The 23,171-nt window shown below is 61.7% G+C and carries 24 protein-coding genes, 2 tRNA genes and 1 riboswitch; of the genes, 3 read left to right on the forward strand and 23 right to left on the reverse strand.

Going from position 1 to position 23,171, the window contains the following annotated elements; translation table 11 throughout:
• Positions 1–256 precede the first annotated feature (256 nt).
• The 6 genes from ACZ5G6_RS14305 to ACZ5G6_RS14330 are packed head-to-tail and all read right to left on the reverse strand — an operon-like array spanning position 257 to position 5,373.
• A complete protein-coding gene (locus tag ACZ5G6_RS14305; protein ID WP_498686104.1) occupies positions 257–955 on the reverse strand; it encodes a hypothetical protein in 699 nt (232 codons plus the stop codon).
• On the reverse strand, positions 952–1,935 hold the full coding sequence (locus ACZ5G6_RS14310; RefSeq protein WP_498686108.1) for a vWA domain-containing protein: 984 nt from the start codon (positions 1,933–1,935) through the stop codon (positions 952–954). Before ACZ5G6_RS14310 ends, ACZ5G6_RS14305 begins: the two co-directional genes overlap by 4 nt.
• Positions 1,932–2,921, reverse strand: a complete 990-nt coding sequence (locus ACZ5G6_RS14315) for a vWA domain-containing protein (protein WP_498686111.1) — start codon at positions 2,919–2,921, stop codon at positions 1,932–1,934. Before ACZ5G6_RS14315 ends, ACZ5G6_RS14310 begins: the two co-directional genes overlap by 4 nt.
• A complete protein-coding gene (locus tag ACZ5G6_RS14320; RefSeq protein WP_498686114.1) occupies positions 2,912–3,382 on the reverse strand; it encodes a hypothetical protein in 471 nt (156 codons plus the stop codon). Before ACZ5G6_RS14320 ends, ACZ5G6_RS14315 begins: the two co-directional genes overlap by 10 nt.
• Positions 3,372–4,334, reverse strand: a complete 963-nt coding sequence (locus tag ACZ5G6_RS14325; protein ID WP_498686116.1) for a DUF58 domain-containing protein — start codon at positions 4,332–4,334, stop codon at positions 3,372–3,374. Before ACZ5G6_RS14325 ends, ACZ5G6_RS14320 begins: the two co-directional genes overlap by 11 nt.
• 10 nt (positions 4,335–4,344) lie before the next feature.
• Complete coding sequence (locus tag ACZ5G6_RS14330; RefSeq protein WP_498686117.1) at positions 4,345–5,373, reverse strand: AAA family ATPase; 1,029 nt, start codon at positions 5,371–5,373, stop codon at positions 4,345–4,347.
• A 151-nt stretch (positions 5,374–5,524) separates the two neighbouring features.
• Between ACZ5G6_RS14330 and ACZ5G6_RS14335 the strand changes: the two genes are divergently transcribed.
• Complete coding sequence (locus tag ACZ5G6_RS14335) at positions 5,525–5,728, forward strand: hypothetical protein (RefSeq protein WP_224090646.1); 204 nt, start codon at positions 5,525–5,527, stop codon at positions 5,726–5,728.
• Here the strand turns inward: ACZ5G6_RS14335 and ACZ5G6_RS14340 are convergent.
• The 5 genes from ACZ5G6_RS14340 to ACZ5G6_RS14360 all read right to left on the reverse strand — a co-directional run bounded on the left by ACZ5G6_RS14340 (position 5,725) and on the right by ACZ5G6_RS14360 (position 11,357).
• The gene (locus ACZ5G6_RS14340; protein WP_498686119.1) at positions 5,725–6,543 is read right to left on the reverse strand and encodes a carbohydrate ABC transporter permease; all 819 of its coding nucleotides are present in this window, start codon (positions 6,541–6,543) and stop codon (positions 5,725–5,727) included. The two genes, ACZ5G6_RS14335 and ACZ5G6_RS14340, sit on opposite strands and share 4 nt — an antisense overlap.
• Positions 6,540–7,409, reverse strand: coding sequence for a carbohydrate ABC transporter permease (locus ACZ5G6_RS14345; RefSeq protein ID WP_498686121.1), 870 nt, complete (start codon positions 7,407–7,409; stop codon positions 6,540–6,542). Before ACZ5G6_RS14345 ends, ACZ5G6_RS14340 begins: the two co-directional genes overlap by 4 nt.
• 24 nt (positions 7,410–7,433) lie before the next feature.
• Entirely contained in the window at positions 7,434–8,789 is a 1,356-nt protein-coding gene (locus tag ACZ5G6_RS14350) for an extracellular solute-binding protein (RefSeq protein WP_498686124.1), read from the reverse strand.
• Between the two features lie 32 nt (positions 8,790–8,821).
• Positions 8,822–10,021, reverse strand: a complete 1,200-nt coding sequence (locus tag ACZ5G6_RS14355) for an ROK family transcriptional regulator (protein ID WP_223933104.1) — start codon at positions 10,019–10,021, stop codon at positions 8,822–8,824.
• Between the two features lie 205 nt (positions 10,022–10,226).
• Positions 10,227–11,357: a class I SAM-dependent methyltransferase gene (locus tag ACZ5G6_RS14360; protein ID WP_498686126.1), complete on the reverse strand. Its 1,131-nt coding sequence runs from the start codon at positions 11,355–11,357 to the stop codon at positions 10,227–10,229.
• Between the two features lie 247 nt (positions 11,358–11,604).
• Here ACZ5G6_RS14360 and ACZ5G6_RS14365 point away from each other — a divergent pair, with 247 nt between their 5' ends.
• On the forward strand, positions 11,605–11,982 hold the full coding sequence (locus ACZ5G6_RS14365; RefSeq protein ID WP_223933108.1) for a cupin domain-containing protein: 378 nt from the start codon (positions 11,605–11,607) through the stop codon (positions 11,980–11,982).
• Positions 11,983–12,074: 92 nt separating this feature from the next.
• Here the strand turns inward: ACZ5G6_RS14365 and ACZ5G6_RS14370 are convergent.
• Positions 12,075–12,147, reverse strand: a tRNA-Ala gene (locus ACZ5G6_RS14370).
• A 414-nt stretch (positions 12,148–12,561) separates the two neighbouring features.
• Between ACZ5G6_RS14370 and ACZ5G6_RS14375 the strand changes: the two genes are divergently transcribed.
• Positions 12,562–13,152 (forward strand): ScbR family autoregulator-binding transcription factor, encoded by a 591-nt coding sequence (locus ACZ5G6_RS14375; RefSeq protein ID WP_498686129.1) that lies wholly within the window; start codon positions 12,562–12,564, stop codon positions 13,150–13,152.
• A gap of 105 nt (positions 13,153–13,257) precedes the next feature.
• On the opposite strand, the gene ACZ5G6_RS14380 is transcribed toward ACZ5G6_RS14375, so the two are convergent.
• The 11 genes from ACZ5G6_RS14380 to ACZ5G6_RS14430 all read right to left on the reverse strand — a co-directional run bounded on the left by ACZ5G6_RS14380 (position 13,258) and on the right by ACZ5G6_RS14430 (position 22,947).
• A tRNA-Ala gene (locus ACZ5G6_RS14380) sits at positions 13,258–13,330 on the reverse strand.
• 137 nt (positions 13,331–13,467) lie between these two features.
• Positions 13,468–13,872, reverse strand: coding sequence for a ribosome silencing factor (gene rsfS, locus ACZ5G6_RS14385; RefSeq protein WP_223933112.1), 405 nt, complete (start codon positions 13,870–13,872; stop codon positions 13,468–13,470).
• A 58-nt stretch (positions 13,873–13,930) separates the two neighbouring features.
• Complete coding sequence (locus ACZ5G6_RS14390) at positions 13,931–15,109, reverse strand: hypothetical protein (RefSeq protein ID WP_498686131.1); 1,179 nt, start codon at positions 15,107–15,109, stop codon at positions 13,931–13,933.
• 7 nt (positions 15,110–15,116) lie between these two features.
• Positions 15,117–15,752 (reverse strand): nicotinate-nucleotide adenylyltransferase, encoded by a 636-nt coding sequence (gene nadD / locus ACZ5G6_RS14395; protein WP_263422398.1) that lies wholly within the window; start codon positions 15,750–15,752, stop codon positions 15,117–15,119.
• A 55-nt stretch (positions 15,753–15,807) separates the two neighbouring features.
• The gene (locus ACZ5G6_RS14400) at positions 15,808–16,050 is read right to left on the reverse strand and encodes a hypothetical protein (RefSeq protein WP_223933116.1); all 243 of its coding nucleotides are present in this window, start codon (positions 16,048–16,050) and stop codon (positions 15,808–15,810) included.
• Between the two features lie 82 nt (positions 16,051–16,132).
• Entirely contained in the window at positions 16,133–17,497 is a 1,365-nt protein-coding gene (locus tag ACZ5G6_RS14405) for a glutamate-5-semialdehyde dehydrogenase (protein WP_223933118.1), read from the reverse strand.
• Positions 17,498–17,523: 26 nt separating this feature from the next.
• Complete coding sequence (gene proB, locus ACZ5G6_RS14410) at positions 17,524–18,672, reverse strand: glutamate 5-kinase (protein WP_223933121.1); 1,149 nt, start codon at positions 18,670–18,672, stop codon at positions 17,524–17,526.
• The gene (gene obgE / locus ACZ5G6_RS14415; RefSeq protein WP_223933122.1) at positions 18,662–20,248 is read right to left on the reverse strand and encodes a GTPase ObgE; all 1,587 of its coding nucleotides are present in this window, start codon (positions 20,246–20,248) and stop codon (positions 18,662–18,664) included. Before obgE ends, proB begins: the two co-directional genes overlap by 11 nt.
• 133 nt (positions 20,249–20,381) lie before the next feature.
• Entirely contained in the window at positions 20,382–20,645 is a 264-nt protein-coding gene (gene rpmA, locus ACZ5G6_RS14420) for a 50S ribosomal protein L27 (protein ID WP_021470683.1), read from the reverse strand.
• A 59-nt stretch (positions 20,646–20,704) separates the two neighbouring features.
• Complete coding sequence (gene rplU, locus ACZ5G6_RS14425; protein ID WP_207616561.1) at positions 20,705–21,013, reverse strand: 50S ribosomal protein L21; 309 nt, start codon at positions 21,011–21,013, stop codon at positions 20,705–20,707.
• A 377-nt stretch (positions 21,014–21,390) separates the two neighbouring features.
• Entirely contained in the window at positions 21,391–22,947 is a 1,557-nt protein-coding gene (locus ACZ5G6_RS14430) for a bifunctional hydroxymethylpyrimidine kinase/phosphomethylpyrimidine kinase (RefSeq protein ID WP_498686137.1), read from the reverse strand.
• Positions 22,939–23,037, reverse strand: a riboswitch (TPP riboswitch). Its footprint overlaps the gene before it by 9 nt.
• Positions 23,038–23,171: the final 134 nt, after the last annotated feature.

Below are 23,171 nucleotides of genomic sequence, written 5' to 3' on the forward strand. Positions count from 1 at the left end.
TCATCGAACGACACCCAATGGATCCAAGGAAACCATTGATTGCATGATCGATGAATTGAGTTTGGGATACACGAAAGAACTCCAGCAGGACGCAGCCGCGACTGGTACGCCTGAAATGAAGCTTTCCGTGTGCAAATGTCAGGCCCACATGGGGGCACTAGGTTGTGGGCAAGGATCGGTTCAACTCGACTACCGAATTAAGACGCAGTTTTACGATCCGTGAAGAGGAATTTGCGAACTTTGTTCGTCGAATGGCTCACCAGGGCCTGTCTACGCCGGAGTTATTCGCGGGGCCGCGCAGGTACTCCTCACGTTGCTGCCCTTCCGCCCGCTCCCGTTGCGCCTCTTCCGCGGTCTCCCCCAGTTTTTGCAGTTGCTCCTGCTGTTGATCGGGCAGCGTACCCTTGGCCTGCACCTCGCCGCTTCCTTTGGAGTCCGCAGCTATCTTGGCTTTAAGCCGGTCAGTAGCCGAATCCAGGGCCCGCCCTTCCCCCGCCGAATTTCCGGGACCCTCTTCGCCACACGGGGCAGGCGCGGACTCGACGACATCCAATGCTTCACGAAACAACGTAGCTGCCGTCGGTTTACTGCCTGCAGACAGGGCGGCATCGCCCAGTTTCTCGACGCCCAGCACCAGGTTGACCCGCACTTGGCATTCGTCCTGGCCAGCACCGGCATCCAACGCCGCCTCGAAGTCCTTCCGAGCCGCAGTGAAGTCGCCGGCCAGAACGTGGGCGTCGCCGGATGCGAAGTAGGCTTTGTGCGGCTCGATCAGGTTTGCCACCTGCAGCCAGGACGCGGCTCTGGCCGCACCGTCCTGATCGGCCGTGCCAAACGTATGTGCTGCATACCCTCCCAAGGCGCCCACACTCAGGAGTTTCAGTGCCACGGCGAGTGCCAGCAGGGCTGGCGGGATGGACCACAGGGCAAGAGACCGCAGCTGGACGGATCTCAACTTTGACCCCGCACTTCCCGTAGCGCCGTGAAATGCCGGAGGGGTTCATGAACGGCCAGCAGGAATCCGGCGAGCGCCAGGAGCCAGTAGAGTTCCACGCGGCCGGGTCCATCGTCCACTGTGGGCGTAAGGGCGCCGGGTTGGGCTTTGGCAAGCATGTCAGCCGTAGGTTCGTTCCCGCTTCGGTGGACGTACGGGGCATGGAGCTGAGCTGCGATGTTTTTCAGTTGTCCTTCATCGATTCTGGACACGGCGTCCTGGCTATTGCCGGCGTTCTTGTCCTTTAGGTACCCGCCTGCGGTGTCTGAAGGGTCTTTCATCCGGCCACCCTGCCCCGTGCCGTAACCCAGCACCGCTCCTCCACTTACGGTGTTCGCATCCACCGGCATCGGTGCTGGGTCTGCGGCCGCTGTGTTCTCGCCGTCGCCTGCGTAGAAGACCAACGCTGGACGCCCTGGATGCTGCTCCCTGGCAGCTTTGAGCCTGTCCTTGAGCAACGTTCCCGCGCCGGTAACGCTGCTGCCGTTGGCATACCGTGGGTTTTGCGGCTGCAGTGTGGTCATGGCTGTCTGCAGCGCTGTGGCGTCCTGGCTCAAAGGCATGCGGACGGTCGCTTTATTGTCGAAGGTGATGAGGGAAAACCTTGCTCCCGCCAGTTCCTTGGCAATAGCGATCACGTCGTTCGCGGCACCTGACAAGCGCGTCCCCGTGCCGTTGTAATCTTCTGCGGCCATGCTGGTGCTGGTATCGACGACGAAAAATACGTCAAGGTCCGCCACCGCGGTCCTCGCCTCACTGCCGGCCCATCCCGGACGCAGTGCGGCCAGGACCAGAAGCACGACGGCGGCACCCCGGAAGGCGGTAAACCGCACCCTCCTTTTGGGCTGGGGACTGCGAACGATCGCCCACACGGTGAAGGCGATGACTGCTATGCCTATGGCTGCAAGGAGTCCCCAGGGGATGATCGGAAGAATGGTCACGGGCTCAACTTCCATCCGAGTATCAGCATTCCCACGCCTGCGAGCAGCGCGACCCCAAGCGGTAGCGCCGGAGAGTCGGCCACGGCAATCTGTGGAGCCGCCAGGTAGCTGATGGCTTCGGTTTCCTGCACTCGGTGGACGATTCCGGGCACTGCGTCGGGACTGTCCAGGGTGAAGTAGCTGCCACCAGTTCCTTCGGCAACCACCCTGAGTTGGGCGCCTGGCTGATCAGCTTGATCTCCGTAGTCGAAGTCGCCTGGGTTCAGCGCATACACCTTGACGTTCTTGCCCCGGGCCAACTCGCCGGCCTGCTGCAAGGTGAAGATGGGTTCACCGGAAAGGAAGTTGTCCGTCGCCAGCACAACAGACCGCGAGCGCTTGGCGTTCCCGGACCCGGACCCGGATTCAACGTCCGGGAAGCTTTGCACGCAGGATGCCAGGCCATCGCCAATCAGGGACGATCCTCCCCCATTCCATGTCCCGTCGAAGAAAGATCCTGCTCCGCTATCGAGGGCCTTCCGGGCTACCGTGAGCTGTTCGGCGGCGTAGTCGTAGTCGTCCGTCAGCGGGAACAGTTGGACACTGCTGCTATCGAAGATCACCATGCCGATGCGCTCGCCGTCGAATTCCCGGGCAAGTTGCTGGAACACGTTGGCGATGGCAGCATCCGTACTGGTCATGGATCCTGAAACGTCCAGGCAGAGGACGATGTCGCGGTTCCGGATTTCGGGCCGCTCCGTGGTGCGCTGCGCGGGTCTTGCCGCCGCTGTTGCTGTGGCCGTGAGGAATAACGCGCCCACGGCAACTGCCAGGACCAAAGTGGCCTTGTAGCGCCGTAGTGCGTGTTGGTACTCGGGAAGATGGGTGAGGCGCTCGCCGTGCGCCACGGGCCGGCCCATTTGCGGTCGACGGCGGATGAATTCTCTGGCGGCGATCACCAGTGCCAAGGCAGCGAGGGGAAGAATCCACCAGTAGGTCAGTTCCACGCCTGTACCACCTGGCGGGCAGTATTTGCGGAGTCCCGTACGGAATGTGCGGCCACGGGCGCGAATTCGTTGGGATAGATCGCGGCGATGCCCACGGCGAACTGATCCAGCCCGTTGAGGCGCAGTTCCTCAAGTGTCATGGAGGTGGCCGGAAGCCCTGTGGCTGCAACCGCGAATTCCCGCACGAGGAGGCTGAGCCGCTGGTGGGCGTCGCGTGCGGGGATGCGGCCGGCGTCGGCCTCTCCTTCGATGGCGCCTATTGCCGACAGGCACCTGGCCCGCAGCGGTTCCAGGTCGCGTGACGCCACGGGGGCGCCCGCCAGTGTCTGTGGCGTTGCTTTGCGGACTGGCCGCAGGATCCATCCGTACCAGCATGCTACGAGGAGCAGAAGTACCAGCCCCAGCCACAGCCACAACTGGTGGTATTGAAGAGGTGCGTAGAAGCCGGCGTCATTCTGCACGGTTGCCGCCCTGGGGCTTGCCTCTCGCGGACTGCACCAACCTGCCCTTTGCGGACCTCGCGCCCGAGCGGTGCTTCTCAAGGAGCGCGAACACCGCGGGCAGGACATCGCCTGTGGCGTGTACCGCCTGCTCGGCAATCCCAAGCTGGCGGAAGATGGTGCAGCGCTCCTCCCCGCGCTTGCGCATGGCGAGGGTATAGGCGGCACGAACCTCACTGTTCCCCGCCAACGGCGCCGGGATCCGGTGCCCGTTCCCGACGTCGATGCTGGCTTCCTGCGTAGGCGCCGGGTACCCCGGTTCCCTGGCCAACTCGGCGTCGAGGATGGTGAGCCAAAGGACTTCGTGCCGTGCCCGCAGGCGCCGGAGCAGCGTTTGCGTGTGGGCGTCGGGCAGAAACTCATCGGCGAGCACCACAATGAGCAGGCGGCCCTTCAAGAACCTCAGCGCGTAGTGGAGTTGCTCGGTGATTGCGCTCGCCGGCCCGTCCAGGGAAATGCCCGCATCAATTTCCCGGAGCAGCCGCTCCAAGTGCTCTTCACCGCTCTGGGGCGGGATGTAGAGGGACGTGACGGCCGAGCCGTGCAGGAGTCCGACGTCGTCCCCGTGCGTGCAGGCGAGGTAGCCCAGCACGCCGGCAGCATCAATGGCAATGTCCTTTTTGGATTCACCGGAGGCAGCGTGGGCTGCCATGTTCCGTCCTGTGTCCACGAGCAGCAGCACCGAATGACGACGTACGGCCACATAGCGTTTGACCAGCGGCGATCCATGGCGGGCCGTGGCTTTCCAATCAATGTCCCTGACTTCGTCGCCGGGGACGTACGAGCGCAATTCGTCGAAGTCCAGGCTGCGGCCCTTGAAGACAGAACCGTATTCGCCTTCCAGCAAGCTGAGGGTCCTACGATGGGCGAAGATGAACATCTTCGACTTCACGCGTCTGAGGAGGCTCGGCACGGGGCTCCCCCTACGGCGTTTGCACGGACGCGAGCACTGCATCAATGATGGTTTCCACGGGAACACCTTCAACCACGGCGTCGAAGCCCAGCACTATTCTGTGGCGCAGGATCCTGTGGGCCAGTTTCTTGACGTCCTCCGGGATGACGTGGTCCCGCCCATTGAGCAGTGCCAACGCCCTGGCTGCCTGGCTGAAGGCAATACTGGCCCGGGGGCTTGCGCCAAATTCGATGAGGTCCGCCAACCGGGGTTCCAGGTACTGGGAGGCATGACGCGTCACATAGGCCAAGCCAACGATGTAGCTGATGATGGCGGGATCAATGTAAATCTTCTTCACGAGTTCCTGGACCTGGACCACGCCATCAAGTGACGCGGCGGCCGGGGGCTTCTGCGCTGCCCGAAACACTCCAGCGTCAATCCTCCGGATGACCTCGGCTTCCTCCGCCGGACTGGGATAGTCCAGGACGTCCTTGAGCATGAAGCGATCCATCTGTGCTTCCGGAAGGCGGTAGGTCCCTTCCTGCTCAATCGGGTTTTGAGTTGCCAGCACAAGGAAAGGCTCAGGCAGAGGATATGACTCGCCGCCGATGGACGTCTGCCGTTCCTGCATCGCTTCCAGCATCGCGCTCTGCGTTTTGGCACTGGAGCGGTTGATTTCATCGAGCAACACTATGTTGGCGTGAACAGGACCGAGTTGGGTGATGAAGGTGCCTTTGGCCGCGTCAAAGATCTGGGTGCCTGCGATATCGCTGGGCAACAAGTCCGGGGTGCATTGGATTCGGCGAAAATCGGCACTCACCGATTCCGCTAGTGCCTGGGCCGCCGTGGTCTTGGCCAGGCCCGGGACGCTCTCCAAAAGGACATGTCCGCCGGTCAGGAGGCCGATCACCAGCGTCTCCTGCAGCCTGGACTGGCCCACCACCTTAATCTCGAAGCTGGAGATAATGCTGCCAACGAGCTGCTGGGCACGGGCCAGCTCCGGTGCCTCGATTCCGGTGTCCCGTGCCTCGATTCCCGTTGCGGCTGTGTTCTGAAGCACTCGTGGTCCCCTCGCTGGCGTCAATCATTGAGGCAGGCAGCCCGTCGTACCGCACCAGGACCTGCATCGGAGACTCTATCCAAGCCTCCCCTGAACACCGTGGCAATGGGGAGCCCTCCCCATGTGGACTTCTGAGGTCTATTCTTTTGCCATGCATCAGCTACCAGCCCGCTACGAGCAGTATCTCAACGGCCAAAGCCAGCGCGTCATCGACGCCGTTCGTCCAGTTCTGCTGCAGTCCGCGGCAGACCAGAGGCACGGGGTCCGGATTACCTACAACACGGGGCCCACCGGACACCAGGCTCATCTGGACGAGTCGATACCCTACGGCGAAATAGTCGAGGACATCGACTAACCCTTCACCGAGCCGGATAACGCGAAGGAGCTGCCTACGCTCCGGGATACCAGCACGTACAGCAACAGCACCGGCACTGAGTACAGGATGGAAAACGCCGCGAGCTGTCCGTAAGCTATGGCACCATGCTGGCCAAAGAAGCTGAAGATGGACACCGCGGCTGGTTGCTTGGCCGTGGAGAGCAACAGGATGAAGGGAACGAAGAAGTTTCCCCATGCCTGTATGAAGACGAAGATGAACACCACGCCCAAGCCATGCCTCATGAGAGGCAGCACCACCGCGCGCAAGGCCGCCATGCTTGAGGCACCGTCCATCCATGCCGCCTCCTCCAGTTCCAAGGGAACGGAGTCCATGAAGTTCTTCATCATCCAGATGGCCATCGGCAGGGTGGTTGTTGCCATGAAGAATATGGTTGCCACCATGGAATCGAGCAACTGGAGCTGGACGAACAACCCATAGACGGGCACCATAATGGCCGTCACCGGCAACGACGTCCCGAACAGCACGGAGTACATGAACGGCTTGTTGAACCTCGATTGGTAGCGGGACAACGGATACGCAGCAAGGACAGCTGCCACCAGGTTGACGGCCGCTGTTCCCGCTGAAAGAAGGAAACTGTTGGCCAGGGGCTGGAACAACAGCTCCGGCGTGAACACCGCGCCAAAATTCTCCATCGATGGCGCCGACGGCAGCGCGGTCTGATAGCCGGCCTGAGGATCGACGGCGGCCAGCAGCAACCACAGCAGAGGCGCCACGAAGCAGAACCCGATCACGGCCAAAGCGATATCTGCCGCAAGCCGCGGCCTGGACGTCACGGCCTCTGGTCCCTGAGCAGGCGCACATACACTGCGCCGAAGACCACTCCCAACAAAATCAGTACCGAAGCAACCGCGGTGCCGTAGCCAATATCCCCAAATTTGAAGGCCTCCTGATAGGCCAACACCGGCAAGGTAGTGCTCGCATTGGCCGGACCGCCAGCCGTCATCACCCAAATAAGGGTGAACACGGCCAACGTCTGAAGGGTGATCAGCATCAAGTTAGTGGCAATGCTGCTCCTGATCATGGGCAATGTGATGAATGCCAGACGCTGCCAGCCATGCGCCCCATCCATCAGGGCAGCCTCCGAGATATCGTGTGGCACATCCGCGAGGGCAGCCCTGTACACGAGCATGGAAAACGCCGTTCCGCGCCACGTGTTCGCCAGGATGATCGCGACCAGTGGGAACGTGTACAGCCAGTCCAGCCCCTGCCCGCCAAAGAAGGCCAGCATCTGATTCAGCGTGCCGTCCCGGTTGAAGTAGGCGTAAGCGGCGAACGCAGCCACGATCTCCGGGAGTACCCAGGCCGCCACAACCGTCGTTCCCACCCACGAAGAAACTGCCTTTCGCGAGTGCGTCATGAGCAGCGCGATGAGCAGGCCGAGCACGTTCTGGCCGAGCACAGCCGATGCCGCGACGAAAACTACGGTCAGCCAAGCAGCCAGCGGAAACGCGTCATCACTGAACATCCGGACATAGTTGTCCAGCCCCACCCAGTGCGGATCCCGGGCTGCCCGGCCTGAGAGTGCGGCATCCGTGAACGACGCGTAGAAGGACCAGGCAACCGGGGCCAGGAGGAAGAACAGGAGCAGGAGAACGGACGGAACAACCGGCAGCAGCCGCAGGTAGCGGCGAATCGTCATTTCCCAGCTGTCATTTCTCTGATGTCATCTCTCCAGGACCTTGTCATCGCCAACAAGTTTGCGAACCGTGGCGTCATACTCCGCCGCGGCGTCCTCGGGGCTTTGCTTTCCAGTGATGACAGACTCGGTGGCTACCTGGACCGCCGTCGAGATCCTTGGGTAATCTGCGGTAGCCGGGCGGTAGTGCGTCACCTTCACCAAGGCTGACACGTCCTTCACGAAAGGATTCGCAGCAAGGTAGCTCGATTCCGATGCGACGTCGGTGCGCACCGCTATCTGTGAGTTGTTGATGTCAAAGGCCAAGGCATTCTTCTTGTTCAGCGCGGTGGTGAGGAACTTGAACGCAAGCTCGGCGTTTTTGCTCTTCGCACCGACTGCCAGAGTCCAGCCACCGGACATGCTGACGCCGCCAGGTTCCTGTCCGTTCCGGGTGGGGAACATGGCTACACCCATGTCCTGCTCGTAGCCTGCCCACTCATAGGGGCCGCCTTTTTGCCAGAACGACGGCGAATAGGAGCCTTCCACCGTTGCCGCCAGTTTGCCCTGCGGGAACCACTCGCCAAAGACCTTCTTCCAAACATTGGCATCGAGGGCTTCAGCCGGGCTCGCTGCGAGCTTTTCGTCATAGAGGGTCTTCAGGAAGGCCAGCGAGTCAGTGAACCCCTGGGAGCCGACCACCCATTTCTTTTCCTTTTCGTCGTAGAGCGTGCTGTCGGTCCCGTAGAGGAGTTCGTAGAAGCTCTGCATGACAGTGCCCTCGCCCGTGCCCTTGCCCGCGTACATGTTGAAGGGAATCACGGTGGGGTCCGAGGCTTTAATGGCACGTGCCGTGGACAGGATGTCTTCCCACGTTTTCGGCTGCCACGGAACGGAAATTCCGGCCTTCTTCAGCACCGCTTTGTTGTACCAGATGGCACGCGTGTCCGTGCCGACCGGCACCGCGTAAATACCTCCGTCATCAGCCCGGCCCGCTGCTTTGGCGGCTTCGTTGAACGTGGACCAGTCGTCCCACTTTTGAAGATAGCTGTCCAGCTTGAGGAGGTACCCGGCGTCGACGTCCGAACGCACCTTGAACGTGTCCTCATAGAAGACGTCCGGCGCGGTATCCGGCGAGCGCTGGGCCAGCGCAAGTTTGGTGCCATAATCGTCGTCGTTGGCTTGTATCGGTTCGAGGTTGACCGTCACCGAAGAGTTGGCCGCCTCGAATTCCTTTTTGGCGTCCTGCATCACGGCGTCCAGGGCTGTGAAGGAGTCGGATTTCTGGTAGACGATCTTCAGGGTCTTGTTCGCGGCAGTTGGAGGCGTCGAGGAACAAGCGGCTGCAGCGAGAAGAGCGGCTACGACGGGCAGGACAGTGGCAAACCTCATGGGGCGGCGCATTTTGCTCCAATCGAGTCAACGTGGCTGAGTAGTTAGCCCTCAAGCAGTAGCCGTTGGGCGCGTGGTGCCAGCGTGTGCTCCAGGACGAGGCACGCCGCACCAATAGCGCCGACATCCTCGCCCACCCCGGAACCCACAACTTCTATGCCGTGGATCATGCGGGCCGCACTGTTCTCAGCGATCAGGCCCGGAACACGCTCCAGGAAGTACTTGGACATGCGTCCCCAGAAAGGACCGCCGAAAACAACTCGTTCGACATCAAGGGTGTTGGTCACTACCGAGACGGCACGGGCCACGAGCGTCGCGGACTTGTCAAGGATGGCAATGGCTTTTTCGTCGCCAGCATCGGCTTTGTCGCACAACAGTGCGTATCGTTCCTGTACCTGGGGCCCATCCGCGTCCTCGCCATGGCTGTCCAACACACCGGCCGCCTCGGCCTCTGCGACCAGGACCTGGGGAATACACGAGGACTTCACGCAGCCACGGAGCCCACAGTCACACTGCGGACCCGTTGGATCAACTATGATATGTCCGATTTCGCCGGCGTTCCCCGACGTCCCACGGACCACTTCATCATTCAGGACAATGCCGCAGCCTATACCGGTGCCCATATACATGAAGACGAAACTGCCCGCACCACTGGCCCCGCCAGCCCAGGTTTCGGCCACCGCGGCACTGGTGACGTCCTTGTCCACGAGAGTCTCCAGGCCGGTCGCCTCCGTAAGGGCCTCCCTGATGCGCACGCGGTTCCACCGAGTCAACAGCGGGGGCTCCACAACGGAACCTTCATCGAGGTCGATCGGGCCCGGGACGGCTACGCCGAGCCCCGCGATCTTGGATGCATCCACGCCCGATTCCTCAATAAGGACCTTGATCTGCTGGGCGATGCTCGTGATCACAGCGGCAGGATCGCCCCCGGGAGTAGCCATCCGCGAATGCCTGACGACGTCGCCAAGGAGGTCCAGGACAACGAAAGTGATGACTGCAGGGTCAAGGTGGACACCCACGGCATACATGCCCGATGGGTTGAGCCGAAGGATGGTTCGAGGCTTGCCTGGGCCAGTGCCCTCTTTGCCTGCCTCCACAATCAAGTGCTGGTCAAGCAGGCGACGGGAAATATTGGAGATGGTCTGAGGCGACAGTCCCACAATCTGGGCGAGTTCCACACGGCTGAGCCCACCCGACGACCGCCGGATCGCCTCCAGAATGACAGTCAGATTAAAGTCACCCATGCGGGGTAGATTCGTTCCGCGCCTCGGTGTGGGCTGCCGGATCTCAGTCACTGATTCCCCTAGTCATTCGGAAAAAACATCATCGTACTTCGTCTTTGTCTGAATCGTACGATACCCACGCTCACACGGGTATGCGCACACGCACGCACCGGGGTCAGGGCTTGGTAACGATGACACTAAATTCTATGTGAGAGCGACGGGCCGCTCATCCACGACGACTCCGCGTCACCGTGAACTTCGGGTTCCGGCCTTCCTCCACCGTGGGACCTATGAGGCGCTCGAGGGCAGGCCGGTATTGCAGATGGCTGTTGTACACCGTCCACAGCTCACCGCCGGGAGCGAGGACGCGCGCGGCCGCTTGGAACATCTTCAGGGCAGCGCCGGCATGCACGCTGGCTCCAAGGTGGAATGGTGGATTCAGCAGGACAAGATCCGCACTTCCTGCATCGAGTGTGGACATGGCGTCGTCGTGGATCACGGAAATCCGGTCACCCAGCCCATTGGCAGCTGCCGTGGCCACGGTGGATGCCACAGCCGCCGCAGACTGATCAGTGGCCACCACGCTCGCTTTCGGCTGGTGCCGTGCAAACATCGTGGCAAGAATGCCGGTCCCACAGCCCAGATCCACAACGCGTCGCGCTTCCGGCATACGGTCCAGGAAGGTCAAGAGGTAGCGGGTTCCGATGTCAAGGCGCGCACCTGAAAAAGCAGCACCGTGAGCGCAGACCGTGATTCCCAGTTCCGGCAGCTGCTCCACCACCGGGTAGGGAGGGGTGGCGGAAACTGGTTTGGGATTGCTTGCCACCAGCACCCTGGACTTCTGGCGCGCAAGCTGCGGTTGTACAGAGGAGAAATAGCGGTCAAGGACCCCATTCATGCCCAGGGACATGTGCTTAATGCGACCCCCTGCGAGCAGCACCGCATCAGGCGCAGCGTAGCGGGCAACGGCGTCGGCGTTTTCCTCCAGCTCCGCCAGCGATTTCGGCAACTGCATCAACACCAGGTTCGCGCCCGCCAAGAGCTCCGCACCCAATTCGTGGGCGCTGAACAGGCCCTGCAGGCCAGCTGCCTCCGCGTTGCGCTGGAGCGCAAGCCTTCCGGTGTAGAGGTCTTGGTTGACGCGGACATTCCCGACGTCGGCCGCCACCAAAGCACCCAGCGTCAGAGCACCGTACCGGTCGCCAATGACGGCCACCCGCGTTTCCGGTCGGAGATAATCCGCGGCGGTCTCAAGCAGGAGACGGTCTGTGGCGTCGTATGCCTGGAGGTTCTCCGCTTCAACATCAGGAAGCCGGCTGAGCGTGCCGAACAGTGATTCCAGCTCCTGTGCGGTCACTATGCTGTTCTCGCTTTCTTGTCAGTCATACGGAAGTGGTACCCAAACCCGTAAGAAATTCGTTCGCTTTAGTGTCTCGACTTCATGGTGCCTTCGGAGGAATGTGGATGATGCAGCACGCCAAGCACCTGTTGACGCATCGGATGGTGAACCCATACCGTGACCGCGGCAGGCATCGGTCCCGCCCAACCGACGAGCCAGGCCCCGGGACCGCACTTTAACCGGCTCCCTTCCCTGAGAGCAAACCATGAGTGTCAATGTTGTCACGCAACTCCAAGTGAAATCACACAACTCCCCCGACGAAACGCGCAAACCGGACAAGACAACGGTTGAGGTAGTGACTGTCGGCGACTACACAATCGGCCGGACCACCTTTGAACCCGGCTGGACCTGGGACGACTGCATCAAACCCGTCGTGGGAACTGACTCCTGCCAATTGAGCCATGTGGGCTTCTGCGTCTCCGGTGCCCTTGAGGTGGAAACCAACGACGGTGGAAAGGTCAACATTTCCGGCGGTGATTCGTACTCGATCCCACCGGGACACCATGCCCGCGTAGTAGGAGATCAGCCATTCCAAGGCATCGAGTTCCTGAGTGCAGCCGAATTTGGCGTCCGCCCCGAATAGGAATCCGCCACGGGAGAACAAAGCTGGACCGCAATACTGGCTGTCAAAACAAAAGACCCCGCTCGCCTGAGCGGGGTCTTTCTTATCCGAAGTGGAGCTGAGGGGACTCGAACCCCTGACCCCCTGCATGCCATGCAGGTGCGCTACCAGCTGCGCCACAGCCCCGGATCTTGTTGATTTCAGGAGGAAGATTTCCCTTCCCGCCGAAGCAACTCGTCAATAGTAACCACAATCCACCAAGAAGCGAAATCGCTGAAGCGTGATCCCCATCACTGGGATCGGCGGGCATTCCTGTCCGATGGGGCTAGGTTGACCCAGCCGATTCTCGCAGCCGTTCACCGCAGCCGGGGTGCGCTGGATCGCTCCACCGCACCTCCCCCCAATCGGCTGCGGGAGTCCCACCCGGCCTAGGCCGGTGCGACTCCACCTGAAGTCTAGAATCAGTCAGCCAATAAACCAAACCGTTCAGTCGGTTTCTTCGCACTTTAATTTATCCGCGGTGGTAGCGTTGTGGAGTCTCGACGGCGGCTGTTGCTGCCACCCCACCTTCGGAACAACGGAAAGGTTCCCCCACCACACATGCAGCAACGTGCGAAAGACACCCGCCTTTCCGTCATTGAAGGTGCCGCCCATGTCTTCGCAGAAGTTGGGTACGGCAATGCAAGCCTGAGCGACATCACCAAACGCGCCGGGGTAACCAAGGGGGCACTGTACTTCCATTTCACGTCCAAGCGGGACTTGGCCTTGGCCGTCATCGAGGAACAGCATGCGCTGGTTCTCGCTGCGGGTGCAGGCATCGTGGGCTCAAGCATGCCTGCCCTGGACAAGATCATTGGGCTATGCAGGATGTTCGGCCGGCAGTTGCTTGATGAAGCGATTGTCCAAGGCGGAATTCGTCTCACTTTCGAAGCATCCGCATTTGATGCCGATATTTCGGGCCCCTATCAGGACTGGATAGAAACAGTGGACCAACTGCTCCGCCAAGCCCAAGCCGAGGGAACTGTCCGGCCCACGCTGGAGCCCGCCGCCTTTGCCCGGTATCTGGTCGCCTCCTTCACCGGAGTCCAGATGGTGTCCAACGTCCTGACAGCCCGCTCCGACGTTCTTCGCCGCATTGACGAGATGTGGGAATTCATGCTGCCGGCAATCGAACCGCCCGCTGCCAGCTAGGGCGAAACAGCAAACCCGCAGAGCGTAGAGGCATACAAAGGCGCAGCAACACAAAAGAGGCCCTGCTTTTCTTCACGTTCACGAAGAAAGGCAGAACCTCAAGGGTGGAGCTGAGGGGACTCGAACCCCTGACCCCCTGCATGCCATGCAGGTGCGCTACCAGCTGCGCCACAGCCCCATATTTTTGCTGCTTGACGACTAACTTTTCAAGTGGGCCAGCCAACTTTTCAGCTATCCTCGCCGAAGCAACTCAAATATCTTAGAACAGCGTTTCCGAAAATTCCAAATCGGGCATATTCGGATGCCGGACCAGGTCTAGCGCTCGGAGTCCGCTGCCGGGGCTGCCTTGGCCGAGGCATCATCCCCCAATTCGAGGTCAACTACCGGGCAGTCCTTCCAAAGGCGCTCCAGGGCGTAGAAAACGCGGTCCTCTGCGTGCTGGACGTGGATGACGATGTCCGCGTAGTCCAAGAGAACCCAACGGCCTTCGGAACGGCCTTCACGGCGCACCGGGCGAAGGTCCTGCTTCAGCAGCTCTTCCTCGATGCCATCAACGATGGCGTTGACCTGGCGCTCAGTGGGCGCAGAGGCGATCAGGAAGACGTCAGTCAGGGCGAGCCGTTCGCTGACGTCAAGGGCAATGATGTCCTCAGCGAGCTTGTCAGCCGCCGCACGGGCGGCGTGACGGGCGAGGGTGATGGATTGTTCATGTGCAGACACGGAGACTCCTTGTTGTGGCCGTTGGCCTGTAAATGGCGTTAGCCGGGTTCTAGCGGAACTAGCCGCTGGTAATCATGATGATGCCGACGATGAGCGCAACAACACCCAACGCCAGGACGCCGAACTGCAGCAACCTGTTGCGCTGGGCCCGCGCCAGGCCAGCCGTATTGGCGTCCAGGGGGTCCAGCCCATAGGCTGCGGTGGCAGAAACCGGCGGACGCTGTGTTTCTTCAAGCTGTTCGCCGACGGCGGCAGGCCGCTTCCGGGCGTTCCTTGCCACAGCCTCGGCACGGGCAAGAACACCCGAACGGCCACGCGTGCCCTTTCCGTTCGCCGGTGCTTTGCCGGCTTCCGGAGTGGGACCCGACGAGGTCACGAGAGGCACGAAAGTGGTGCTGGGGCGCTTCATAACCGGACGTTCAATGCCCGGCACCTTGACGAACTCCAGCGGCGTGACCATGGCGAGATTGTTGGCGGTCGACGGGCCGGCCGAGTCCGCAGGAGACTTCTTCCCCTCAGCAGCACCCTTTACAGCAGCCGGAACCTTGGCTTCGGCTTGGTTCTGCTCGGCAAGCCTCTGCTTGGCGGCCGCGCGCTTATTCAACACCGCAGCACGCTCTGCAAGGGCAATCTGCTGGGCGAGGACTTCAGGATCGACTGCCAGTGGATCCTGCTCGGCAATGTGCTCAAGCTTGGCGGTCTGATTCTGGACTTGGGCTGCGATCAGCTCACGTACCGCAAGTGCCTGCTCCACGGACATTTCAGATTCTGCGGTTCCAGCGCTGGCTGCCGAATCGTCGTCGGAACCCTCAGCGGCCGCATCAGGCGCAGCCTGGGCATCCACGGATTTACCGGCCGGCTTATCGGCTGGTTTTCCGCCAGGCATGGGGACGATGGGGTTTGCAGAGGTGGCTACTTCTGCCTGGAGTTGCTGCAGGCGAAGCTGGCGCCGCGTGGGCGGACCACCGCCCGAGAGTTGCTCTTCCTTGTCTGCCAGCTCCTTGATGGTACGCAACGCTGCACGGTCGCGGGCGCGGATCTGGGAGGACCTCTCCTGCGCAGCAGAGCCCACGGCGTCTACCGGAGCATCCGCCACCCGACGGTTCCGGCCAGTTCCAGCATTTTCCGCGCCTGCCGCCTGGGTTGTTGCAGCATCCGCCTGCGGCTCTTGGTTCTCTTCCCGGGCGCGGCGAAGCTCACGCCTGCTGCGGATGGGTCGCTGTTCCTGGCTGCTCATTCAAAACTCATTCAGTACGTGCTTGGTCGTCTGATCCGGATAGTGCGGGGGCCAGCTCCCCTGTCCCGGGTTGCGCGGTTCCAGAGTGCGCGGCGTACAAACCATACTTGGCGATGTACTGCACCACGCCATCCGGCACCAGGTACCAGACAGGGTTCCCGGCGCCCACGCGTGTTCGACAATCCGTGGAGGAGATTGCCATAGCTGGAACTTCCAGCAGGCTGACGTCCTCCCTGCCCATGCCGTCCAATTCATGGCCAGGACGGGTTACTCCGACGAAATGCGCCAAAGACCAGAGTTCGTCAACGTCCTTCCAGGACAGAATCTGGGCCAAGGCATCAGCGCCCGTGATGAAGAACAGATCAGCGTCTGGTCGCTGAGCCCGTAGGTCGCGCAGGGTGTCGATGGTGTAGGTGGGTCCAGGGCGGTCAACATCAACCCGGCTCACCGTGAACCTCGGGTTTGACGCCGTCGCGATCACGGTCATCAAGTAGCGATGCTCGGGCTTGCTGACCTGCTTGCTGGACTTCTGCCACGGCTGGCCAGTGGGCACGAAAACCACTTCGTCGAGATCGAACTTGGCGGCAACCTCACTTGCAGCCACAAGGTGGCCGTGATGGATAGGATCAAAAGTTCCACCCATCACGCCCAGCCGGAGCCTGCGCTCCGACTTCCCGCGCGGTGTTGCGGCGATAATGTTAGTGGCCCGGCTTGTGGGTGTGCTTGTTCGGGTGCTGGCGGTGCGGATCCGAGTGCTCTTCCACAGCCTCGTGACGGTTGCCAAGGTTGGTGTAGGAGAGGGCAACGAACATCAAAACCAGCAAGAGGGCAAACATGCTGACTCCGAAGACCCACGGCTCGGCCCAGAGCGGGGCGGCCTCTTCGTGGGCGCCGCCTTCTGTTTGGGCTGCAATGGACGTGGCGATCTGCTGAAACAGCATCTTCTCCCCTAGTTGGTTCTCAAGGATTTTCGACGGCGGGACTCCCCGCCGCTCCGGACTTCTGTTCTATGTTACCGCGTAGCTAGCCGCGGACCTGGCCTTCGCCCTGGACGATCCACTTGGTGGTGGTGAGCTCCGTCAGGCCCATGGGCCCGCGGGCGTGCAGCTTTTGCGTGGAAATGCCCACTTCTGCACCGAGGCCGAGCTCGCCGCCGTCGGTAAAACGTGTGGAGGCGTTGACGATGACCGCCGCTGAGTCGATCTCGGCGATGAACTTCTCCGCGTTCGACAGATTGTTCGTCAGGATCGCTTCGGTATGTCCGGTGGTCCACTTGCGGATGTGCTTCACGGCATCATCCAGGTTGTCCACCATGGCCACGGCGAGGTCCAGGTCCATATACTCAGTGGCCCAATCGTCGTCGTCGGCCGGAACGGTTTCAACGTCCTTGCCCAAGGCCGCAGCGATCCTGTCATCGACGTGAAGGGTGACTCCGGCAGAGCGAAGGGCTGCCGCAACAGCAGGCAGCACAGTGGAACCCGAGTGGACCAGGAGGGTCTCCACGGTGTTGCATACGCTGGGACGCTGGGTCTTGGCATTCAAGAGGATGTCCACGGCCATCTCTTCATTCGCCGATTCGTCGATGAAGATATGGACGTTGCCCTCACCTGTTTCAATGACGGGCACCGAAGAGTTGGTTACTACAGTCTGGATGAGGTCGCGTCCACCGCGGGGAATCAGGACATCAACCCGGCCACGGGCACGCATGAGGACGTTGGCGCCCTCGCGGCCGTACTGGTCCACGGTCTGCACAGCATCGGCAGGCAGGCCCACAGAGTCCAGGGCTTCCCGAAGGATCTGCACCAAGGCCTCGTTGGTGTTCGCTGCGGCGGAACCACCTCGCAGGATGACGGCGTTACCGCTCTTAAGCGCGAGTCCGGCAATATCCACCGTGACATTGGGGCGCGCTTCATAAATAGCGGCAACAACGCCCATGGGGACGTTGACCTGGCGCAGGCGCAGGCCGTTGGGCAGCGTCTGCCCGCGGACCACGTTGCCTACGGGGTCCGGCAGCCCGGCCAGGTTTTCCAAAGCTGCAACCAGCCCATCGATGCGGGCGGGAGTGAGGGTCAGCCGGTCAAGGAGCGCGGCAGATGTCCCGTTGGCACGCCCTGCGGCAACATCCTTGGCGTTTGCTTCCAGCACGTGCTTTTGCCGTTCCTGCAGGGCGGCACCAATAGCCCGCAGGGCGCGGTCCTTCCACGCACGGTTGGCTTGTCCCATGCGGCGGGCGGCCTTGCGGGAGCGGTCGGCAATGGCGTGAACAGCAGCCTGGACATCTTCCGGCGACAACGGAGCGCCACCTGCCACAGGGCTCTCCGGCGTTTGGCCGGCGGAACCGGAAACGTCGGAAATCACAGGGGCGTCAGGGGTCAGCGCTTCAGTCATGCTCCAAGTTTAGATGAGCGCGCAGCCTAAAGGAGCACGAGGTCGTCAACATGAACAACTTCGCGGTCGTAGCCGCGGCCCATCGCCTGCCCGAGTTCCTGGGTGGAACGTCCCAGCATGCGGGGCAACTCCTCCGAGGAATAGTTCACCAGCCCACGGGCAACCACGGTTCCATCCAATGCCACCATTTCAACGGGGTCGCCGGCTTCGAAGTCTCCGGATACATCCGATATCCCCGCGGGCAGGAGTGACCTATGCCGATCGCGCACTGCCTTCACCGCGCCGTCGTCGAGCATCAAGCGTCCGTGAACCGTTGCCAGGTGAGCCAGCCATAGGAGCCGGACGGGCTTGCGGCTGCCGTTGACGGCAAACCACGTTCCTACGTCCTGGCCCGCCAATGCAGCAGCAGCATTGGCAGTTGACGTCACCAGCGCGTGGATCCCTGATCCGGCAGCTATGGACGCCGCTTCCACTTTGGTCATCATGCCGCCAGTACCTACGCCGGCTTTGCCTGCCTTGCCAATGGTCACGTCCTCAAGGTCCTGCGGACCACGAACCAAGGGGATGCGCTTGGCTCCGTGGGCGGGTGGACCGTCGTACAGGGCATCGACGTCCGAGAGCAGCACCAGCGCGTCGGCGCGCACCAGGTGTGCCACCAAGGCTGCGAGGCGGTCGTTGTCCCCAAAACGGATCTCATGGGTGGCCACGGTGTCGTTCTCATTGACGACGGGAACGACACCAAGGTTCAGCAAGCGATCCAGGGCGCGGAAAGCATTGGTGTGCTGCGTCCGGCGCATGAGGTCGTCAGCTGTCAGCAGGACCTGGCTGACCGTGACGCCGTGCGCGCTGAAAGCTTGCGTATAGCGCGCCATCAACAGGCCCTGCCCCACGCTTGCCGCAGCCTGCTGGGTAGCGAGATCTTTCGGGCGCTTGGCAAGCCCCAGCGGTGCAAGACCTGCCGCGATGGCACCCGAAGAAACCAGGATGATTTCAGTACCGGCATTTCGCTTGTCCGCCAGCGCGTTAACCAACGACGTCAGCGATTTCTCGGAAATGCCACCCTTGATACTGGTCAGCGAGGACGAGCCCACTTTGACAACAATCCTCTTGGCGGTGGCCAGGGCCTGGCGCTCAAGAACCTCTGCGTCCGGAATTTCGACAGTCCTAGTCGTCATCACCGGTATCCAGGTGGCCTTCCGTTACGGGCTGGGCACGACGACGGCTGACGGACTCAGTCCAGATGCCCGCCTTGCGCTCGGCTTCGAGTTCAGCACGGGCGGCAGCCTTCGCTTCCCGGCGCTCAAGCTGTTCATCGCGCTTCTGTGAGCGAGTGGGACGGTCGCCGATGTCCGCGACGCGGATGTCGGTACCACGGGGAGTCGCCAGGAGCTCGGCGCCTGCCATCATGGTGGGCTCCCAGTCGAAGACCACGCCATCGTCCTCGCCGATAACCACCGTATCGCCGGGCTTGGCTCCAACCTTGAAGAGCTCCGTCTCGACGCCAAGCTTGGCCAGGCGATCAGCCAGGTAGCCGATGGCTTCCTCGTTGGTGAAGTCGGTCTGCTTGACCCAGCGGACAGGCTTCTCGCCCAACACGCGGAACAGCGGCTCGAGGTTCTTTTCCTCGCGGCGGATCCGGAATCCGCTCTCGTTGACGGCGCGCGGACGAAGGATGGGCGGGGCAACCTTGGGAGGGGCAATCTCTACGGCATCCCGTGCAGCCTTGACGATTTCCGCCATCGCGAAGCCAAGCTGGCGCAGGCCCTCATGGCTTGTTGCCGAAACTTCGAACACACGGTAGCCGCGTGATTCGAGTTCCGGACGAACGAACTCTGCCATGTCCTTGCCATCCGGAAGATCCACTTTGTTCAGGACAACAAGCTTGGGACGCTCGTTCAACGGCACTACTTCGCCGTCTACGCCGGCGTAGCTCATGTCCACGGCGTACTTGTCCAGTTCCGCCTCAATGATGGCGAGATCGGAGAGTGGATCACGGTCCGATTCCAGGGTTCCGCAGTCCAGGACGTGAACCAGGGCCGCGCAGCGCTCAACGTGGCGAAGGAAGTTGTGGCCAAGGCCCTTGCCCTCGCTGGCGCCTTCGATCAGGCCGGGCACATCGGCGATGGTGAAACGGATCTCGCCGGCCTGGACCACGCCAAGGTTGGGAATGAGCGTGGTAAAGGGGTAGTCGGCAATCTTGGGCCGGGCAGCGGACATGGCCGCAATGAGGCTGGATTTTCCAGCGGAGGGGAATCCCACCAACGCGATATCTGCGATGGACTTCAGCTCCAGGACGATGTCGCTGGATTCGCCTTCAATGCCCAGAAGCGCGAAACCGGGCGCACGCCGCTTCTGGGAGGAAAGTGAGGCGTTGCCCAGGCCTCCCTGGCCTCCTGCGGCGGCAACATACTCCGCACCTTCGCCCACGAGGTCGGCGAGGACCTCGCCATCCTTCGTCTTCACCACGGTGCCGTCCGGCACGGGGAGGATCAAGGTTTCGCCGTTCTTACCGCCTCGCCAATCGCCCATGCCCGGGCCACCGTTGGTGGCGTGGCGGTGCGGGGCGTGGTGGTAGTCAAGCAAGGTGGTGGTCTGCGCCGACACCCGGAGGATAACGTCTCCGCCGTTGCCACCATTGCCGCCGTCGGGTCCACCGAGAGGCTTGAACTTTTCCCGCTTGACAGAGACACAGCCGTGGCCGCCGGTTCCGCCGGATACGTGCAGGACTACCCGGTCTACAAAGCTCGCCACGTGAATCTCCTCTTGCTGTTGCCAGCGCTGTTGCATAAACCAGAGCGCCATGGGCGCCCTAATCGATTGTAATGCGGTTAAAAGAACGGTGGAGCGGGCCGTTTGGCCCGCTCCACCGGTTCAGAACTTGTTGTTACTCTGCAGCTGCAGCAGCAACGATGTTCACTACGCGACGTCCGCGGCGAGTACCAAACTCAACCGCACCGGCCTCGAGTGCGAACAGGGTGTCGTCGCCACCGCGGCCGACGCCTGCACCGGGGTGGAAGTGGGTTCCACGCTGGCGAACGATGATCTCGCCTGCGGAAACTACCTGGCCACCGAAACGCTTGACGCCGAGGCGCTGTGCGTTGGAGTCACGACCGTTGCGAGTGGAGCTCGCGCCTTTTTTGTGTGCCATGTGAAATGCCTGCCTCTAAATTTCTGGGGAAACTGAAAATCTGAACAGAGTAACGAAAGTTACTTGATGCTCGTGATCTTGATCTTGGTCAGTTCCTGACGGTGACCCTGGCGCTTCTTGTAGCCGGTCTTGTTCTTGAACTTCTGGATGACGATCTTGGGACCACGAAGGTCCTCAAGGATCTCAGCCGTGACCTTGACCTTGGCCAGGTCCGCGGCAGCGGACGTGACCTTGTCGCCGTCAACCAGGAGCAAGGCGGGCAGCTCAAGCGTGCTGCCGGCTCCACCGGGGACGCGGTTCAGCGTTACGTAGTCTCCAACGGAAACTTTTTCTTGGCGGCCGCCTGCGCGGACAATCGCGTACACCACTTGGGTACTCACTTCTCTCGACGTTTCTTACTAAATTTGCGTGCGGAACCTTGAACCGGAATCAGGCTTGGTTCGCGCTGTGCCTCAACGCCGTGGACTTCAGATCGAAGCCCGCGAGTCATCCCATGAACAATTCCAAGGGGCATAACCCAAGTGTTGGCGTAAGCACCGAAGATCAAGATTACGCTAGTTTGACCTTCAGCTGCAAATGAGGCCGGGTCCGGAGGCTATCGGGTGACTTGCATCACCAGTTGTAACGGACTCTCCCGGCACCGTGCCCATACAGCCTACAGGGTTTGGGCGGAAATACTGCGATTTGGCCGGCGACGCGCGGGAGTTTTCGTGGATTGGCCACGCAAGAACCACGGAAATCCGACTCAGGCGTAGAGCCGGGGTGCATCAAAGAAGGCCGTCTCGTAGCGGCAAGAGTGTGCGAAGGCCTCAACCATGGCCTCGCGTTCCTGCGCAGAGGCTCTGAGGGCAGCTGCGTCCGTAAGGTCGATCGCTTTCCGGGTTGCGGCAGCAAACTCCTCGTCGGCGTACGTCTTCAACCAGTCGGCGTACGGGTGGTCGCCGGGTGCGCCTGCATCCACGTACGCTGCGTGAAGTTGCCGGCCTACCTCCGCGTACAGCCAGTAGCAGGGCAGGATTGCCGCCAGCAACACGGCGTAACTGCCCGAAGCGGAGGTGGACAGGAGGTGGTCCACGTACGACTTGGTCACGGGTCCGGTCTGCGTCGTAGCCGGGCGCGTGCTCAGCCAGTTCCGATGAAGCTCGGACTCGACCTCAAGGCAGGTCTGCGATGCCTTGGCCCAGAAAAGCTGCTCTTCCTCCGTGGGGGCCAGTGCACCGGCGCGGGCCAAAACGCGGGAATAGCCGTTGAGGTAGATGGCATCCTGGGCGAGGTAGTAGTTGAACTCGGGCTCCGGGAGCCCCCCGGACTGCAGGCCCTGGATGAAGGCCAGGCCGTAAATTCCGTCCAATTCCGGTGTGGCTTCCGCCCACAGCCGCGCGGCAAAATCGCCGGACTGGCCAGCGGGATCCAGCGTTGGCTCCAAATGGTGGAAGTGATGGATGGGCCCACTGCCCCTGCCCACCTCGAGCCCGTCGGCCGCAGAGAGGGCCTGCAGCAGCCACGGCTTAACCTCCCGGAGGGACGCTTCCCAGTCACCTCTGCGGGCCTGCACCGTGGCCAATGCCGAGGAGAGTGAACAGCCCGTTCCGTGGCTGTTCCTGGTATCCACGCGGGGACCAGCCACTTCGATGACGTCCTGACGCAGCAAGCCGCTCGTATTGACCAGGGCATCAGGACATTCCGTTCCCGCCAAATGGCCGCCCTTCACCAACACGGTGGTTCCACAGTCGGCAGCCAGACGCTTGCCTTGGTCAAGCGCGGTGGCCCAGTCCAGGGCTTCAGGCTCGCCCAACAACATGGCCAGTTCGGGAAGGTTGGGGGTGACGAGATCCGCCAAGGGCAGGAGGCTGCGCAGCGCGCTTTCGGCGGTCTCGCGCAGAAGACGGTCGCCACTGGTGGCCACCATCACCGGGTCAAGGACCACGACGGCGGGACGCACCTCTTCGAGCCAGCTGCGGACTTCGTGGATGACAGAGGCGTCACCCAACATCCCGATCTTGACGGCATCAATCTCAATGTCGCTGCTGATGGCGTCCAGTTGCTGGCGCAGGAATTCCACGGGCGGAACATGGACTGCACTGACACCAAGGGTGTTCTGCGCAGTCAGCGCCGTGATGGCAGCCATTCCATAACCACCGTGTGCAGCAATGCTCTTCAGGTCTGCCTGGATTCCGGCGCCTCCGGACGGATCCGAGCCGGCAATGCTAAGCACGCGCGGATGTTGCCGGCCAGGCACGGGGCCGCCAACGCTACCAGCGGGGTAAAGGGGGTAGACAGGGGAACTCGGCAATGAAGTCATGATGGACATCCCTTCGCCGGTGCTAACCGGACAGGTTCAACGGGTCTGGATCTCAGCCTGGCCCAGCGCCCGGCACCCCGTGTCAGTTTCCTAGCGTAGCCGGGAAGTCCAGCCGTCCGGGAACCGGGCAGCTTCGGTGAATGGATGTGACCGCCAGCGACAAAGAGTCCCGCAGTATCCGACGAAATCGGATGCTGCGGGACTCTTTCACTACGTGGTCAGCG

This window comes from Arthrobacter sp. TmtSoilC51 (assembly GCF_055388015.1).

Bases quoted from the DNA above. Each gene is read 5' to 3' on its own strand.
- ACZ5G6_RS14335 (WP_224090646.1), top strand. From the start codon at position 5,525: ATGCATCAGCTACCAGCCCGCTACGAGCAGTATCTCAACGGCCAAAGC.
- ACZ5G6_RS14345 (WP_498686121.1), bottom strand. From the start codon at position 7,409: ATGACGATTCGCCGCTACCTGCGGCTGCTGCCGGTTGTTCCGTCCGTT.
- ACZ5G6_RS14350 (WP_498686124.1), bottom strand. From the start codon at position 8,789: ATGCGCCGCCCCATGAGGTTTGCCACTGTCCTGCCCGTCGTAGCCGCT.
- ACZ5G6_RS14355 (WP_223933104.1), bottom strand. From the start codon at position 10,021: ATGGGTGACTTTAATCTGACTGTCATTCTGGAGGCGATCCGGCGGTCG.
- ACZ5G6_RS14365 (WP_223933108.1), top strand. From the start codon at position 11,605: ATGAGTGTCAATGTTGTCACGCAACTCCAAGTGAAATCACACAACTCC.
- ACZ5G6_RS14375 (WP_498686129.1), top strand. From the start codon at position 12,562: ATGCAGCAACGTGCGAAAGACACCCGCCTTTCCGTCATTGAAGGTGCC.
- ACZ5G6_RS14390 (WP_498686131.1), bottom strand. From the start codon at position 15,109: ATGAGCAGCCAGGAACAGCGACCCATCCGCAGCAGGCGTGAGCTTCGC.
- nadD (WP_263422398.1), bottom strand. From the start codon at position 15,752: ATGGGTGGAACTTTTGATCCTATCCATCACGGCCACCTTGTGGCTGCA.
- ACZ5G6_RS14400 (WP_223933116.1), bottom strand. From the start codon at position 16,050: ATGCTGTTTCAGCAGATCGCCACGTCCATTGCAGCCCAAACAGAAGGC.
- ACZ5G6_RS14405 (WP_223933118.1), bottom strand. From the start codon at position 17,497: ATGACTGAAGCGCTGACCCCTGACGCCCCTGTGATTTCCGACGTTTCC.
- proB (WP_223933121.1), bottom strand. From the start codon at position 18,672: ATGACGACTAGGACTGTCGAAATTCCGGACGCAGAGGTTCTTGAGCGC.
- rpmA (WP_021470683.1), bottom strand. From the start codon at position 20,645: ATGGCACACAAAAAAGGCGCGAGCTCCACTCGCAACGGTCGTGACTCC.
- ACZ5G6_RS14430 (WP_498686137.1), bottom strand. From the start codon at position 22,947: ATGACTTCATTGCCGAGTTCCCCTGTCTACCCCCTTTACCCCGCTGGT.